At 73.4% G+C, this 12,831-nt stretch carries 14 protein-coding genes; 9 read left to right on the top strand and 5 right to left on the bottom strand.

Annotated elements, in window-relative coordinates; all coding sequences use genetic code 11:
- The first annotated feature begins 85 nt into the window (after positions 1-85).
- Complete coding sequence (locus tag FB458_RS07985; protein WP_141848028.1) at positions 86-880, top strand: GNAT family N-acetyltransferase; 795 nt, start codon at positions 86-88, stop codon at positions 878-880.
- A 7-nt stretch (positions 881-887) separates the two neighbouring features.
- On the top strand, positions 888-1,673 hold the full coding sequence (locus FB458_RS07980) for a pentapeptide repeat-containing protein (RefSeq protein WP_141848027.1): 786 nt from the start codon (positions 888-890) through the stop codon (positions 1,671-1,673).
- Between the two features lie 90 nt (positions 1,674-1,763).
- Here the strand turns inward: FB458_RS07980 and FB458_RS07975 are convergent, their stop codons facing one another.
- Together FB458_RS07975 and FB458_RS07970 are read right to left on the bottom strand one after the other, a co-directional pair.
- Positions 1,764-2,909, bottom strand: coding sequence for an acyl-CoA dehydrogenase family protein (locus FB458_RS07975; RefSeq protein WP_141848026.1), 1,146 nt, complete (start codon positions 2,907-2,909; stop codon positions 1,764-1,766).
- Positions 2,910-2,918: 9 nt separating this feature from the next.
- Complete coding sequence (locus FB458_RS07970) at positions 2,919-4,052, bottom strand: acyl-CoA dehydrogenase family protein (RefSeq protein WP_141850400.1); 1,134 nt, start codon at positions 4,050-4,052, stop codon at positions 2,919-2,921.
- Between the two features lie 168 nt (positions 4,053-4,220).
- Between FB458_RS07970 and FB458_RS07965 the strand changes: the two genes are divergently transcribed.
- The 4 genes from FB458_RS07965 to FB458_RS21595 all read left to right on the top strand — a co-directional run bounded on the left by FB458_RS07965 (position 4,221) and on the right by FB458_RS21595 (position 7,423).
- Positions 4,221-5,153 (top strand): SCO6745 family protein, encoded by a 933-nt coding sequence (locus tag FB458_RS07965; RefSeq protein WP_141848025.1) that lies wholly within the window; start codon positions 4,221-4,223, stop codon positions 5,151-5,153.
- Positions 5,154-5,266: 113 nt separating this feature from the next.
- Complete coding sequence (locus FB458_RS07960; protein WP_170185599.1) at positions 5,267-5,557, top strand: twin-arginine translocation signal domain-containing protein; 291 nt, start codon at positions 5,267-5,269, stop codon at positions 5,555-5,557.
- Positions 5,554-6,936 carry a DUF4331 domain-containing protein gene (locus FB458_RS07955; protein WP_141848023.1) on the top strand — a complete coding sequence of 461 codons (1,383 nt, stop codon included), beginning with the start codon at positions 5,554-5,556 and terminating at the stop codon, positions 6,934-6,936. Before FB458_RS07960 ends, FB458_RS07955 begins: the two co-directional genes overlap by 4 nt.
- A 10-nt stretch (positions 6,937-6,946) precedes the next feature.
- Complete coding sequence (locus FB458_RS21595; protein WP_211355966.1) at positions 6,947-7,423, top strand: hypothetical protein; 477 nt, start codon at positions 6,947-6,949, stop codon at positions 7,421-7,423.
- A 238-nt stretch (positions 7,424-7,661) separates the two neighbouring features.
- On the opposite strand, the gene FB458_RS07945 is transcribed toward FB458_RS21595, so the two are convergent.
- The 3 genes from FB458_RS07945 to FB458_RS07935 are packed head-to-tail and all read right to left on the bottom strand — an operon-like array spanning position 7,662 to position 10,947.
- Positions 7,662-8,594: an acetamidase/formamidase family protein gene (locus FB458_RS07945; RefSeq protein WP_141848022.1), complete on the bottom strand. Its 933-nt coding sequence runs from the start codon at positions 8,592-8,594 to the stop codon at positions 7,662-7,664.
- Positions 8,591-10,012 carry an APC family permease gene (locus tag FB458_RS07940; RefSeq protein WP_141848021.1) on the bottom strand — a complete coding sequence of 474 codons (1,422 nt, stop codon included), beginning with the start codon at positions 10,010-10,012 and terminating at the stop codon, positions 8,591-8,593. The genes FB458_RS07945 and FB458_RS07940 overlap by 4 nt, the downstream gene beginning before the upstream one ends.
- On the bottom strand, positions 10,009-10,947 hold the full coding sequence (locus tag FB458_RS07935; protein WP_246061114.1) for a proline iminopeptidase-family hydrolase: 939 nt from the start codon (positions 10,945-10,947) through the stop codon (positions 10,009-10,011). Before FB458_RS07935 ends, FB458_RS07940 begins: the two co-directional genes overlap by 4 nt.
- A gap of 104 nt (positions 10,948-11,051) precedes the next feature.
- Here FB458_RS07935 and FB458_RS07930 point away from each other — a divergent pair, with 104 nt between their 5' ends.
- Genes FB458_RS07930 through FB458_RS07920 form a run of 3 tightly spaced genes read left to right on the top strand, consistent with a single transcriptional unit; the run spans position 11,052 to position 12,784 of the window.
- Positions 11,052-11,828 carry a FadR/GntR family transcriptional regulator gene (locus FB458_RS07930; protein WP_141848020.1) on the top strand — a complete coding sequence of 259 codons (777 nt, stop codon included), beginning with the start codon at positions 11,052-11,054 and terminating at the stop codon, positions 11,826-11,828.
- Between the two features lie 51 nt (positions 11,829-11,879).
- A complete protein-coding gene (locus FB458_RS07925; protein ID WP_141848019.1) occupies positions 11,880-12,287 on the top strand; it encodes a VOC family protein in 408 nt (135 codons plus the stop codon).
- Positions 12,284-12,784, top strand: coding sequence for an SLATT domain-containing protein (locus FB458_RS07920; RefSeq protein ID WP_170185598.1), 501 nt, complete (start codon positions 12,284-12,286; stop codon positions 12,782-12,784). Before FB458_RS07925 ends, FB458_RS07920 begins: the two co-directional genes overlap by 4 nt.
- Positions 12,785-12,831 lie beyond the last annotated feature (47 nt).

Genomic DNA, 12,831 nt, shown 5'->3' with positions numbered 1-12,831 from the left:
CGTAAGCCCGCCTCCCCGGGCCGGACCGCGGGGTCGTGGCGCGACCGTGCTTGTGCGGGGGGCGCGGCTCTGGTCGGGTGGGCGTATGGACCCGGTCGAGGTGCGCGCGGCGTACGACGAGCATCTGCGCCGCCGCGCCGACCCCGGCCCCCGCGGGCGGCTCGAGGTCGACGGCCCGGTGGTGCGGGTCGTCGCGGCGGACCCGGGCGACACCGAGGCGTGGCAGGCGGTCCTGTGGTCCGACCTCGACGGCCTCGCGCCGGCCCGGGTCGACGCCGTCGTCGCCGCGCAGGTCGAGCGCTTCGCCGGCACCGACTGGGAGTGGAAGCTGCACTCGTACGACGCCCCCACCGACCTGCCTCGGCGGCTGGTCGCCGCCGGACTCGCCCCGGAGCAGGAGGAGGCCCTCATGGTCGCCGAGATCTCCGACCTCGACCTCGACGTGCGGCCGCCCGACGGGGTCCGGCTCGAGCCGGTCACCGGACCGGAGGGGGCGGCACGGCTCGTCGCCGTCCACGACGCCGTCTTCGGCGGCGACCACGCGTCGGTCGGCCGCCGGGTGCTCGAGGGGCTCGCCGCCGACCCGCCGACGACCGCCGCGGTCGTCGCCTCGGCCGGCGACCTCCCCGTGTCGTCGGGGCGGCTGGAGCTGCACCACGGGACGCCGTTCGCGAGCATCTGGGGCGGGGGGACGCTGCCCGAGTGGCGCGGCCGGGGCGTCTTCCGGGCCCTCGTCGCGCACCGGTCCCGGGTCGCCGCCGACGCCGGGTTCCGCTGGCTCCAGGTCGACGCGCTCCCGCCGAGCCGGCCCATCCTGGCGCGGCTCGGGTTCGTCGAGCTCGGCACGACGACGCCGTACGCCCCCGGCCGCGCCCGGTGAGCGCCCGGTGAGCACGCCGGCGACCCGCGCGGACTGCGCGCGGTGCTTCGGGCTGTGCTGCGTCGCCCTGCCCTTCGAGCGGGCGGGCGGGTTCCCGGACGACAAGCCGGCCGGCCTGCCGTGCCGGTTCCTCGCCGTCGACCACGCCTGCCGGGTGCACGACTCGCTCCTCGACCGCGGCTACCGCGGGTGCGTCGCCTACGAGTGCTTCGGCGCCGGCCAGCAGGTCTCGCAGGTCATCTTCCGCGGGCGGTCGTGGCGCGACGAGCCGTCGACGGCGGCGTCGATGTTCGCCGTCTTCCCCGTCGCGCGGGCGCTGCACGAGGTGCTGCGGCACGCGACCGAGGCGCTGGGGTGGGACCTACCCACCGACCTCGCGCGGCCGCTCGCCGCGCTGGCCGACGAGGTCGCCGACCGGGTCGGGCTCGGCCCGGACCTGCTGCTGGCGACCGACCTGCCCGACGTACGACGCCGCGCCGGCGACCTGTTCGCCGCGGCCAGCGCGCACGTGCGCGGGGCGTCGTCCCGCGGCGACCGGCGGCTGCGCGCCCGGGCCGACCTCGTCGGGGTCGACCTGCGCGGCGTCGACGCCCGCGGCGCCGACCTGCGCGGGGCCCTGCTCGTCGCCGCCGACCTGCGCGGGGCCCGGCTGGGGCGGGCCGACCTGCTCGGGGCGGACCTTCGCGACGCGGACCTGCGCGGCGCGGACCTGCGCGGCGCGCTCTTCCTCACCGCCCCGCAGCTGGCCTCCGCCCGCACCGACGCCACGACCGGCACCTCCCTCGAGGGCTGAGGCGCGCCCGGTCACAGCAGAACACCCCACATGTTGCTGGGTCCGGACACGTCCAGAGTCAGCAACATGTGGGGTGTCCCCCCTCGCGACCTATGACAGGGGGTCGACCGCGTCGTAGCCGCCGACGCCGTCGGCGAGGGCGCCGAGGGCGTAGGTGCCGTCACCGAAGAGGTGGTCCAGCGTCGTCAGGCGCGTCGTGTAGGCGCCGACGGCGTACTCCGCCGTCATGCCGATGCCGCCGTGCAGCTGGATGGCCTCCTGCCCGATGTGCCGGCCGGCGCGGCTGACCTGCAGCGCCACCCGGCGGGCGGCCGCCGAGATCGCCGCGGCGTCACCGTCCTCGAGGACCATCGTCGCCCACTGGGTGATGCTCGTCGCGAGCTCGAGCGAGACGTACATGTCGGCCGCGCGGAAGGTGAGCGCCTGGAACGTGTTGAGCGTGACGCCGAACTGCTTGCGGCTCTTGAGGTACTCGGTCGTCATCCGCAGGGCGACCTCCATGATCCCGACCGCCTCGTTGGCGGCGAGGATCCGCGCGGTGTCGAGCGCGGTCGCGATCGTCGCGGTGCGGTTCTCCCCGGCCGAGCCGAGCGGCACGGCCGTCGCGGCGGTGAAAGTGACCCGGGCCACCCGGCCGCCGTCGGCCGCCGGGAACGACTCGCGCTCCACACCGGACGCGTCCCCCTCGACGAGGAACAGGCCGGTGCCCCCCTCGGGCAGCACGGCCGAGACGACGAACAGGTCGGCCACACCGCCCTGGACGACGGGCTCCTTGACGCCCTCGATGGTCCAGCCCTCGCCGTCCTGCGTGGCCTTGGTGTCGCCCGCGGTCGGCGACCAGCGCCGGCCCGGCTCGTCGTGCGCGACGGCGACGAGGCGCTCGCCCGAGGCGATCGCCCCGAGGACCTCGGCGCGTTGCTCGGCGGTCCCGGCGTCGGCGACGAGCCGCCCGGCCAGACCGACCGAGACGACGTACGGCTCGGGGGCGACGACGCGCCCCAGCTCCTGCGCGACGACGGCCGCCTCGATCCACCCGGCTCCGGCGCCGCCGTCCTCCTCGGAGAACGGCAGCCCCAGCCCGCCGAGCTCGGCGAGCCGGGACCAGGTCTCGGTCGAGTAGCCCGGGTCGGCCTGCGTGACGGCCCGGCGCTTGCCGTAGTCGCCGTAGGCCTTGGTCAGCAGCGCCCGCGCGGCCTCGCGCAGCGAGTCCTGGTCGTCGGTGTACTCGAAGTCCACGTGTCTCTCCTACAGCCCGAGGATGGTCTTGGCGATGATCTGGCGCTGCACCTCGTTGGACCCGCCGTAGATCGAGGCCTTGCGCAGGTTGAGGTACGTCGGCGTCGAGCGCGCCCCCCAGCCGTCCCCCCCGACCGACTGCGGGCCGGCGACGTCGACGAGCAGCTCGGAGACGGCCTGCTGGAGCACGGTGCCCTTGAGCTTGAGCACCGAGGAGGCCGGGTGCGGGGCGCCCTCGGCGGAGTTGGCGACGACGCGCAGCGCGGTCAGCTCGAGCGCGAGCAGCTCGTTCTCCAGCTCCGCGACGCGCGCCGCGTAGAGCGGGTCGGACAGCAGCCCGGACTCCTGCGCGAGGCGCTTGGCCCGCGCGAGGTTGCGCTTGGTCGAGCCGACCGGTGCGACGCCGACCCGCTCGTTGCCGAGGAGGAACTTCGCGATGGTCCAGCCCTGGTTGACCTCGCCGACGAGCATGTCACCCGGGACGCGGACGTCGGTGAACCACACCTCGTTGACCTCGTGGCCGCCGTCGATGAGCTCGATGGGGCGGACCTCGACGCCGGGCAGGGTCATGTCGATGAGGAGCATCGAGATGCCGGCCTGCTTCTTGACGTCCGGGTCGGTGCGCACGAGCGTGAAGATCCAGTCGCCGTACTGGCCCAGGGTCGTCCACGTCTTCTGGCCGTTGACGACCCAGTCGTCGCCGTCCTTGACGGCGCGGGTGCGCAGCGAGGCGAGGTCGGAGCCGGCGTCGGGCTCGGAGAAGCCCTGGCTCCACCAGATGTCGAGGCTCGCGGTCGGCGCGAGGAAGCGCTCCTTGAGCTCGTCGCTGCCGAACTGCGCGAGCACCGGGCCGATCATCGAGGTGTTGAAGGCCAGCGGGGGCGGGACGCTCGCGGCCTGCATCTCCTCGTTCCAGATGTGCCGCTGGAGCTGGGTCCAGTCCTGGCCGCCGTACTGGACGGGCCAGTGCGGGACGGCGTACCCGGCGTCGTTGAGCGCCTTCTGGGAGGCGACGATGTCCTCCTTGGAGAGCTCGCGGCCCTCGGCGACCTTGTCGCGGATCTCCTGGGGCACCTTCGTCGTGAAGAACTCGCGCATGGTGGCGCGGAACTCGCGGTCCTCGTCGGACAGCTGCAGCTGCATGAGCGTCGTCGCCCTTCCCTCGGGGGGCGGCGCCGGGGGACGGGCGCCGCGCACGTACCCGTCCATCATGGCCCGCGGACCTACCGGCCGGTAGCGAGGGGGGTGTGACATCCCTCGCCGGTGTCTCGCGCGTACCCCTCCCGGGCGACCCGCAGTAGGGTCCGCGGCATGCAGAGCGGCAGCGGCACCAGCACGTCCTTCCGGCACGGCGAGCGCGAGCGGGGGCTGGCCCGCGCGGCGTACCAGACCTTCGAGCCGCTGCACCTGGTCGCCTACTTCGGCCCGCCGGTCGACGCGGCGCGCGAGGAGCTCGGCATCGGCTGGCTCGGCTCCTACACGGGGATGCGGGCGGCACCCCTCGGGCCGGTCCCCGGCGCCGTCGTCGCGGCCACCTTCTACGGCTTCCACCCGCGCGCCGTCGACAAGGCCTGGCGGCTCGCCCTGGGCGCGCACGACCCGTCGGCGTACGACGCCCTGCGCACCCGGGTCGTCGACACCGGCCTGCGCACCTACCTCGGCGACCTCGTCGGCTCGCCGGAGCTCGCGCGGCAGGCCGAGCGGATGCGGGCGGTGATCGAGCGCGCCGACCTCGGCGGCCGTGCCCTCGCGGCGTCGTACGCCGCCCTGCCGTGGCCCGACGAGCCGCACCTGGCCCTGTGGCACGCGGCCACCCTGTGGCGCGAGTGGCGCGGCGACGCGCACAACGCCGCGCTCGTCGCGCACGGCCTGCCCCCGGTCGACGCCCTGCTCCTGTACGACGCCTGGCTCCCGGCCGAGCGGGCCGCGCAGGGCCGCGGGCGGGCGTTCCTCCAGCCGACCCGCAAGTGGTCGGACGAGGAGTGGGTCGCCGCGGCGCACCGGCTCGCCGACCTCGGCCTCGTCGAGCCGGACTCGCTGCCCGCCGTGGAGGCGGGCGGCTCCCCCACCGTCACCGAGCGGGGTCGCGTCCTGCGCGACGCCGTCGAGGACGCCACCGACGACGCGTCCGCGTCGGTCTGGGTGGGCGTCGACGACGCGGAGGACGTCATCGCCGCCTTCCGCCCCTTCTCCAAGGCCGTCATCGTCGCCGGCGTCCTCCCGGGCACCGTTCGGAAGGGCTGAAAGCCGGACAAAGGGTAGCGTGAAATTCGTTCTCCGATAATCCAATCCGCTCTCACCTACGCTCCGAACGCCCCCTGCACAGGGGGAAGACCACATCGAACATGGGAGTTGCGATGAAGGACGCCACCCGGCGAGGATTCCTCGCCGCGAGCGGAGCGGGGGTGGCGACGGTCGCGGTAGCACCGATCGCCTTCGCCTCCGGCAGCGGTCAGTCGGAGAGCACGAGCACCACGGACGACGGCCGGTCGTCCGGGACGGGGCCGCTCGTCGTCCTCGTCCACGACGCGGCCAAGGGCCAAGTCACCGTCATGCGCGGTGAGCGCGAGGTCGTCGTGCACGACCCCGCGCTGGTCCGCGCCATCACCCGGCACGCCCGCGACCTCGGGACGGAGGCCACCCGATGAGCTCGCACCGCGAAGCCCCGGAGATCTCCAAGGATCCCGTCGCCGACAACACCGACACCTACGCGTTCGTCAGCCCCGACGACCCGTCGACCGTGACGCTCATCGCCAACTTCATCCCGCTCCAGGCACCGTGGGGTGGGCCGAACTTCTTCGAGTTCGGTGACGACGTCACCTACAAGATCCACATCTGCCACAGCGGGGACGGGGTGCCGGACGTCTCCTACCAGTTCAACTTCACGACGACGATCCGCAACCCCAAGACCTTCCTCTACAACACCGGTCCGATCAACAACATCACGGACACGACCTGGAACCGTCCGCAGACCTACACGGTCCGGCGCACCACGCGCAACGGCGGCAACAGCGAGCTGATCGGGCGCAACCTCACCGTCCCCCCGGTCAACGTCGGCCGGCGCAGCACGCCCAACTACCCCCGTCTCGGGCGACAGGGCGTCCACGACGTCAAGGGCGGCCGGACGGTCTTCGCCGGCCAGCGCTCCGACGCCTTCCACGTCGACCTGGGCTCGATCTTCGACCTCGGCACGCTGCGCCCGTTCCAGGCCGCGCACCTCATCCCGTCGGCGGCCGCCGCCGGCGTCAACGGGGTGCAGGGCTTCAACGTGCACACCATCGCCATCAAGGTGCCGATCTCGGACCTCACGGCGGACGGCTCGGTGCCGACCGACGTCATGGACCCGAAGGCCACCATCGGCGTGTGGGCGACCGCGCTGCGCCGCAAGTCGCGGGTCTGGGACGCGGGCACGAACCAGTGGGTGGGCGCCGGCTCGTGGATCCAGGTCTCGCGCCTGGCCAACCCGCTGTTCAACGAGGTCATCGTGCCGATGGCGGAGAAGGACCGCTGGAACTACCAGGGCCCCAACAACGACAGCCAGTTCGCGCAGTACGTCACCAAGCCCGAGCTGGCGGGGCTGCTGCCGGTGCTGTACCCGGGGGTCTTCCCGAACCTCGCGGCCTACACCAAGCCGCGGGCCGACCTGGCCGCCATCCTGCTCACCGGCATCCCGGAGGGCGTCGTCCCCGGCTTCCAGAACTACACCGGGCCCGTGCAGGCCGACATGCTGCGGCTCAACGTCGCGGTCAAGCCGACCGCCAAGCCCAACCCGCTCGGGCTCATCGGCGGCGACCCGGCCGGCTTCCCCAACGGGCGCCGGATCGAGGACGACGTCGTCACGATCGAGCTGCGCGCGGTGGCCGGTCTGACCATCCCGCTCGTCGACCCGACCTTCACCCCCGACGGGGCGGCGTCCAAGGTCACCGACGGCACGACCGACACGAACCTGCGCACGCTGTCCTCGTTCCCCTACCTGGGGAACCCGGCCAGCGGCTCGGAGTCCATGCCGGGCACGCCGGCGGCGTGAGGGGACGACGATGGCGCTGACCCCGCAGCGGGCCGCGAACCTCGCGGAGAACCCCTGGGCCGGGCAGGGTGCGGTCCTCCTCGACATCGGGGACGGGGTCGGCGCCGTCGTCGTCACGTGCCCGCCCGACTGGGCGGGCGCGGAGATCGAGGTCGAGCCGCTCGACGGCCAGGTCGTGCCCCACGGGCACGGCGGGGACACGGCCGTCGAGCGGCACGACCACGACCACCCGCACGAGCACGAGCACGAGCACGACCACCACGAGCACCACCACGAGCACCACCACGAGCACGGCCGCGAGCACGGCCACCGGCCGCACGTCGCGGTCGTGCCCCGGCCCGCCCCCGACGGCTCCGTCGTCCACAGCGCCGTGTTCCCCTCGCTCCCCGTCGGCGGCTACCGCCTCACCGAGCCGGAGTCGGGCACCAGCCAGGAGGTCCGGGTCGGCGACGGGCACGTCACCGAGCTCGACTGGTCGACCCCCTGACCGCGTGACCCCGTGACCTCCCGGTCCGTGGCTCGTTGGACGAGTCACCGGACCTGGACGTGGGAGCGTCCGCCGTCCGCCGGACCCCTACCCCCACCCGGTCCGTGCGGCGCAGGACCGGGGTCGTCGGCCCGCCGACGGACCCGGAGGGAGCCGAGGAGACCCCCATCGCCTCGGAGCCCCCGGTGGTGGCGCCGCTGCCTCGGCGCCACCACCGGCCACGCAGATCACGACGCGCTCACCGCGCGGCGATCGCCGCCTTGGCCAGCCGGGCGAGGGTCACCGCACCGACCGGTCGGAACGGGTGCAGCGGGTCCGGCTCGGCGCTGCCCGTGGGGCCGCCGAGCTCGGTGTGGGCCAGGGCGGACATGACGACGTACGCGTCCATGTCGTCCAGACCCTGCTCCCGCGTCAGCAGGTCGAACATCGCCTCGTAGGCCACCTGCACCGAGTCCTGCACGGGGTCGCCGAGGCCGACGGTCACCCACTCGTCCCCGGTGTCGATCCGCGGGGTCCGCAGCCCGGCTCCCTTGACGAGGTCGACGCTCAGCGTGGCGCGCCCGGCGATCTCGATGGCGACGAAGCTCGACTCGCCGCGGCTCATCACCGCGTGCAGGTCACCGACCGACAGCAGCGCGCCGGGCACCTCGACGGGCAGCAGGACCGTGGCCCCCGGTCGGGCGTCCGTGAGGTCCATGTTGCCGCCGGTCGGGTACGACGGCATGACCGTCGACATCGTGCCGCTCGCCGACGCCACCCCCAGGCAGCCGATCATCGGCGCGACCGGGCAGGTGAGGGTGTCGGTGAGGTGCACGACCCCGTCCCGTACGGGGATCCGCCTCGTCCGGATCGCCTCGCCCATCCGCCCGGTCAGCGCGCCGGCGCCGGGCAGGTAGACGCTCCAGCCCTGCTCGGCGAGCGCGATGTCGTGGATGGTGACCGCGAGCGCGTCGCCCGGCTCGGCCCCCTCGACGAGCACCGGCCCGGTCACCGGGTTGATCGTGGCGGTGACCTGTGCGAGGTCCCCGTACCGCTCCATCTCGGCGTAGGCGGCGTCGTCGGTCTCGAAGGTGATCCGGTCGCCCGCGCCGGGGCGGACGGTGAGGACGGGCTCGCGGGCGGCGTCGAAGCCGGCCGAGCCGAGGTCCTTGCCCAGGAAGTGGTCGGTCATCGGGTCGCCTCCGTCGCGTCCGCGTCGAACGCGTGCTCGGGGAGGATGTCCGTCCCGCGCCAGCGGTAGTAGAGCATGACGACGACGCCGACGACGAGCCAGATGATCCCGCCGATCTTCGCGGCCGCCTCGGCGTTCCACAGGACGTAACCGATGATGAGGAAGCCGATGACCGGGAAGACGTAGTGCAGGAGGACGTTGCGCGAGCCGCGGCGCACGCCGAAGTACACGACGACGCTGACGTGCAGCAGGAGGAAGCTCGTCAGGGCGCCGAAGTTGACGAGCGACGAGATGGTGCCGATCTGGCCGACGAAGACGAGACCGAGGACGAGGGTGAGCCCGGCGACCAGGAGGATCGCCCGCTCGGGCACCTTGCGCGGCGAGATGTGGGCGAGGAAGCGCGGCAGCCGCCCGTCGCGGGCCATCGAGAACAGCAGCCGGGACGTGGCCGACTGCGCCGCGACGGCGTTGGCGATGCCGACGGCGAGCGCGTTCATGGCGAAGAAGGCGATCTGCCACCCGTGGTTGCTGACCTTCTGCACGATGTCGAAGAACGCGTTGTTGGCCGAGTCCCCCTCGAACTGCGTCGTCGTCGGGACGAGCATCCCGGCGAGCCAGGTCTGCGTGACGAAGAAGAAGGCGACGATGACCAGACCGGTGATCATCGCGAACCCGGCCGACCCGCGACCGCCCTTGGTCTCCTCCGACAGCGTGGCGATCCCGTCGAAGCCGAGGAAGGACAGCACCGCGATCGACAGCGCCGTCGCGACGAGGCCGGGGCTGAAGGTCGCGGAGTCGAAGAGCGGCTTGGTCGTGAACTCGGCGCCGCTGGTGCCCTTGGCGACGGCGACGACGGCCATGACGACGAAGATGACGATGAAGAGGACCTCGGCGACGAGGAAGAGCCGGTTGACCAGCGCCGTGAACGAGATCCCGATGTAGTTGACCGCGGTGTTGGCCGCGAGGAAGACGACGACCCACACCCAGCGCGGGACGCCCGGGAAGATGCCGACCATCGACTCGGCGGCGAAGACGTAGAGCAGCGTCGGCACGAGCAGGTAGTCGAGCAGGATCGTCCAGCCCGCGAGGAAGCCGAGCTGCGGGTGGATCCCGCGGCCGACGTACGAGTAGACGGAGCCGGCGATGGGGAAGGCGCGCGACATCTGCGCGTACGACGACGCGGTGAAGACCATGGCGACGAGGCCGATGAGGTAGACGAGCGGCACCATGCCGTTCGCCTCGTTGTAGACGGTGCCGTAGATCGCCCAGGGGGCGATCGGCACCATGAAGACCAGGCCGTAGACGACGAGGTCGGTCGTGGACAGGCCGCGGCTCAGCTCCTGCTTGTAGCCGAACTGCTCGAGCCCGTGGTCGGCCGTGTCGCCCACGGTGGTCCGGGCGCGGGGGGCGTCGGTCATCGGGCACCGCCGTCGTGGGCGCGCAGGAAGTCGCCGACCACCTGCTGGAACGCCTCGGGCTCCTCGACGTGGGGCATGTGGCTCGACTCGGGGAAGACGTGGCTGACCGCGCCGGGGATGCCGTCGACGAAGGGGGCCCACACCTCGGGTCGCGCCTCGTCGTGGGCGCCGGCGACGACGAGGGTCGGGACGCGGATGCCACCGACGCGCTCGGCGACGCTCCACTCCTTGAGGGTGCCGACGACGTGGAACTCGGAGGGCCCGTTCATCGTGTGGTAGACCGTCGGCTCCTCCTCGATCTGGGCGAAGGAGTCGGTGACCTCGGGCGGGTTGGGCACGACGCGGCACACGTGCCGGTCGTAGAAGACCTGCATGGCCTCGAGGTACTCCGGCGAGTCGGTGGTGCCGGCCTCCTCGTGGCGCAGCAGCGTCTGCTGCACGTCGGCCGGCAGCTCCTCGCGCAGGGCGTTCGCGGCCGAGAGCCACAGCGCCATCGAGGCGGGCGAGTCGCAGATGGTCAGGCTGAGGACGCCGCGCTCGTCGGCGAGGACGACCTCGGGCGCGAGCATCCCGCCCCAGGACTGGCCGAGCAGGTGGAAGCGGTCGCCGATGCCGAGGTGCTCGACGAGGGCGCGCAGCTCGGCGACGAACAGCTCGACCGTCCAGAAGTCGGCGGGGGCGTCGGGCCGGTGGGTGCTCTCGCCGCAGCCGAGCTGGTCGTAGTGGACGACGGCGCGGCCGTCGGCGGAGAGGTTGGCCATCATCAGCGTGTAGTTGTGCGCGGCGCCGGGGCCGCCGTGCAGGACGACGAGGGGCGCGGGGCCCTCGCCGGGGGTGAGCTCGCCGGTCACGCGGTACCAGGTCTCGCCGTGCTCGGTGCGGAGCCGGCCGGTGGTGGTGGCGTCGGGGAAGCGGCTGTCGACGGTGATGGGCACGAGGCCTCCTGCGCTGAGGTGCGGGGACGGGTCGGGACGTCGCGCAGTCAAGCACCGTAAAGGTCTGGAGACAATACCTTTCGCGTCCTGTGTAGTCTCCGGCCGTGGGCGGAGGGCACGAGCTGGTGGCGGGGCGTCGTACCCGCGCGCCGGTCGCGACCTCGCTCGTCGACCGGCTGGTGACCGGGATCGCCGTCGGCACCTTCTCCCCCGGCGAGCGGCTGCCGCCCGAGCGCGAGCTCGCCGAGCAGCTCGGCGTCAGCCGCGCCACCCTGCGGCAGGCGCTGCAGGCGGTCGCCGACCTCGGGCTCATCGAGGTCCGCCGCGGCCGCGGCGGCGGCAGCTTCGTCTCCTCCGCGTCCTGGGAGCACGTCGCGCCCGACACGGCCCGGCGCACCCTCGAGGTCGAGCTGCCGCGGCTGCGCGACCTGTTCGACTACCGCTGCCTCGTCGAGGGCATGATCGCCCGCGCGGCGGCGGAGCGTCGTACCGCTGACGACTGCTCGAGCCTGCGCGAGGCGCTCGAGGACTTCCGCTCGGCGCGCTCGATGATCGACGCGCGCGCGATCGACCGCCGGCTGCACGGGCTGGTCTGCGAGGCCGCGCGCAACCCGCACCTGACGACGCTCAGCGCGCACCTCACCGCCGAGGCGACCCTGGGCTTCGGGGCCGAGCCCTACGAGCCGGGTTTCCTCGACGAGGCGCGCCACCAGCACGAGGAGCTCGTCGGTCACATCGTCCGCGGCGAGGCCGACGCGGCCGGCCGGTGCGCGCAGGCGCACTTCGCGCTCACCCTCGAGACGATGCGGGCGAGCCTGCGCCGGGTCAGCGGTGCGGTCGGCGGCGTCGGGGCCCGCCCCGATGTCCCCGCCCGCCACTAGTCTTCCGCGCACCACCTCGGGCGGGGGTGGCACCGAGACCAGGGAGTCGACATGTCCAGCTCGCTCAACCCCTACCTCGCGTTCCGCGGCCAGGCCGCCGAGGCGATGGAGTTCTACCGGTCCGTCTTCGGCGGCGACCTCACCACGACGCGCTTCGAGGAGTTCGGGATGGAGGGCGCGCCCGGCGACTGGCTCATGCACGCCCAGCTGACCACCCCGGACGGCTACGTCCTCATGGGCTCCGACGTGCCGGAGCACATGCCGCTGCCCGAGGGCCGCTCGACCATCTCGCTCAGCGGCGACGACACCGAGAAGCTGCGCGGGTTCTTCGCCGCGCTGGGCGAGGGCGGCACCGTCGAGATGCCGCTGACGCCGATGCCGTGGGGCGACGAGTACGGCACGCTCACCGACCGGTTCGGCGTCCCGTGGATGGCCAACATCGCGGTGCCCCACGGGTGACGGGTCCGGCGAGCGGCGACGAGGAGGCGGCCCGGGCGCTGGTCCTCGCCTGGTACCGCCGCGCGCGCACCGCGCAGGAGGCGCACGCGCGGGCGGCGGCGCGGGCCCGGACGACGTTCCTGCTCCTCGGGATCCCGCCGGTGGTCCTCGGTCTCGTCGCCGGCAGCGCGCTCGCCGCCGACGCCTTCGCGGGTCACCGGTGGGTCATCGCCCTGGTCAGCCTGCTCGCCGCGTCGCTCACCGCGCTGCAGACCTTCCTGCGCCTCGACGACCGGCGCCTCGCGCACGAGACCGCGTCGCGCCGCTTCGGTGTGGTCCGCCGCCGGCTCGGCGAGCTCGGTGCGCTGGGCCTGACCGACCCCGACCTGCGCGCCCGGCTCGACGAGGTCCGCGAGGAGTACGACCAGACGAGCGCCGGCAGCCCCCAGGTCCCGCCCCGGATCTGGGCCGCGCAGAAGGCCGCCGACGCGACGTACGTCCCCCCCGAGCTCGTCTGAGGTCCTGGACTTTATCGGGTCGCCCGATAATGTCCGCCTCCGCCGGA

Origin of the sequence: Lapillicoccus jejuensis, from assembly GCF_006715055.1 — a bacterium.
Classification (GTDB): domain Bacteria; phylum Actinomycetota; class Actinomycetes; order Actinomycetales; family Dermatophilaceae; genus Lapillicoccus; species Lapillicoccus jejuensis.
This window is presented reverse-complemented; position numbering and strand designations above follow the sequence as displayed.

Bases quoted from the DNA above. Each gene is read 5' to 3' on its own strand.
- FB458_RS07985 (WP_141848028.1), top strand. From the start codon at position 86: ATGGACCCGGTCGAGGTGCGCGCGGCGTACGACGAGCATCTGCGCCGC.
- FB458_RS07970 (WP_141850400.1), bottom strand. From the start codon at position 4,052: ATGCAGCTGCAGCTGTCCGACGAGGACCGCGAGTTCCGCGCCACCATG.
- FB458_RS07965 (WP_141848025.1), top strand. From the start codon at position 4,221: ATGCAGAGCGGCAGCGGCACCAGCACGTCCTTCCGGCACGGCGAGCGC.
- FB458_RS07960 (WP_170185599.1), top strand. From the start codon at position 5,267: ATGAAGGACGCCACCCGGCGAGGATTCCTCGCCGCGAGCGGAGCGGGG.
- FB458_RS07955 (WP_141848023.1), top strand. From the start codon at position 5,554: ATGAGCTCGCACCGCGAAGCCCCGGAGATCTCCAAGGATCCCGTCGCC.
- FB458_RS21595 (WP_211355966.1), top strand. From the start codon at position 6,947: ATGGCGCTGACCCCGCAGCGGGCCGCGAACCTCGCGGAGAACCCCTGG.
- FB458_RS07945 (WP_141848022.1), bottom strand. From the start codon at position 8,594: ATGACCGACCACTTCCTGGGCAAGGACCTCGGCTCGGCCGGCTTCGAC.
- FB458_RS07940 (WP_141848021.1), bottom strand. From the start codon at position 10,012: ATGACCGACGCCCCCCGCGCCCGGACCACCGTGGGCGACACGGCCGAC.
- FB458_RS07925 (WP_141848019.1), top strand. From the start codon at position 11,880: ATGTCCAGCTCGCTCAACCCCTACCTCGCGTTCCGCGGCCAGGCCGCC.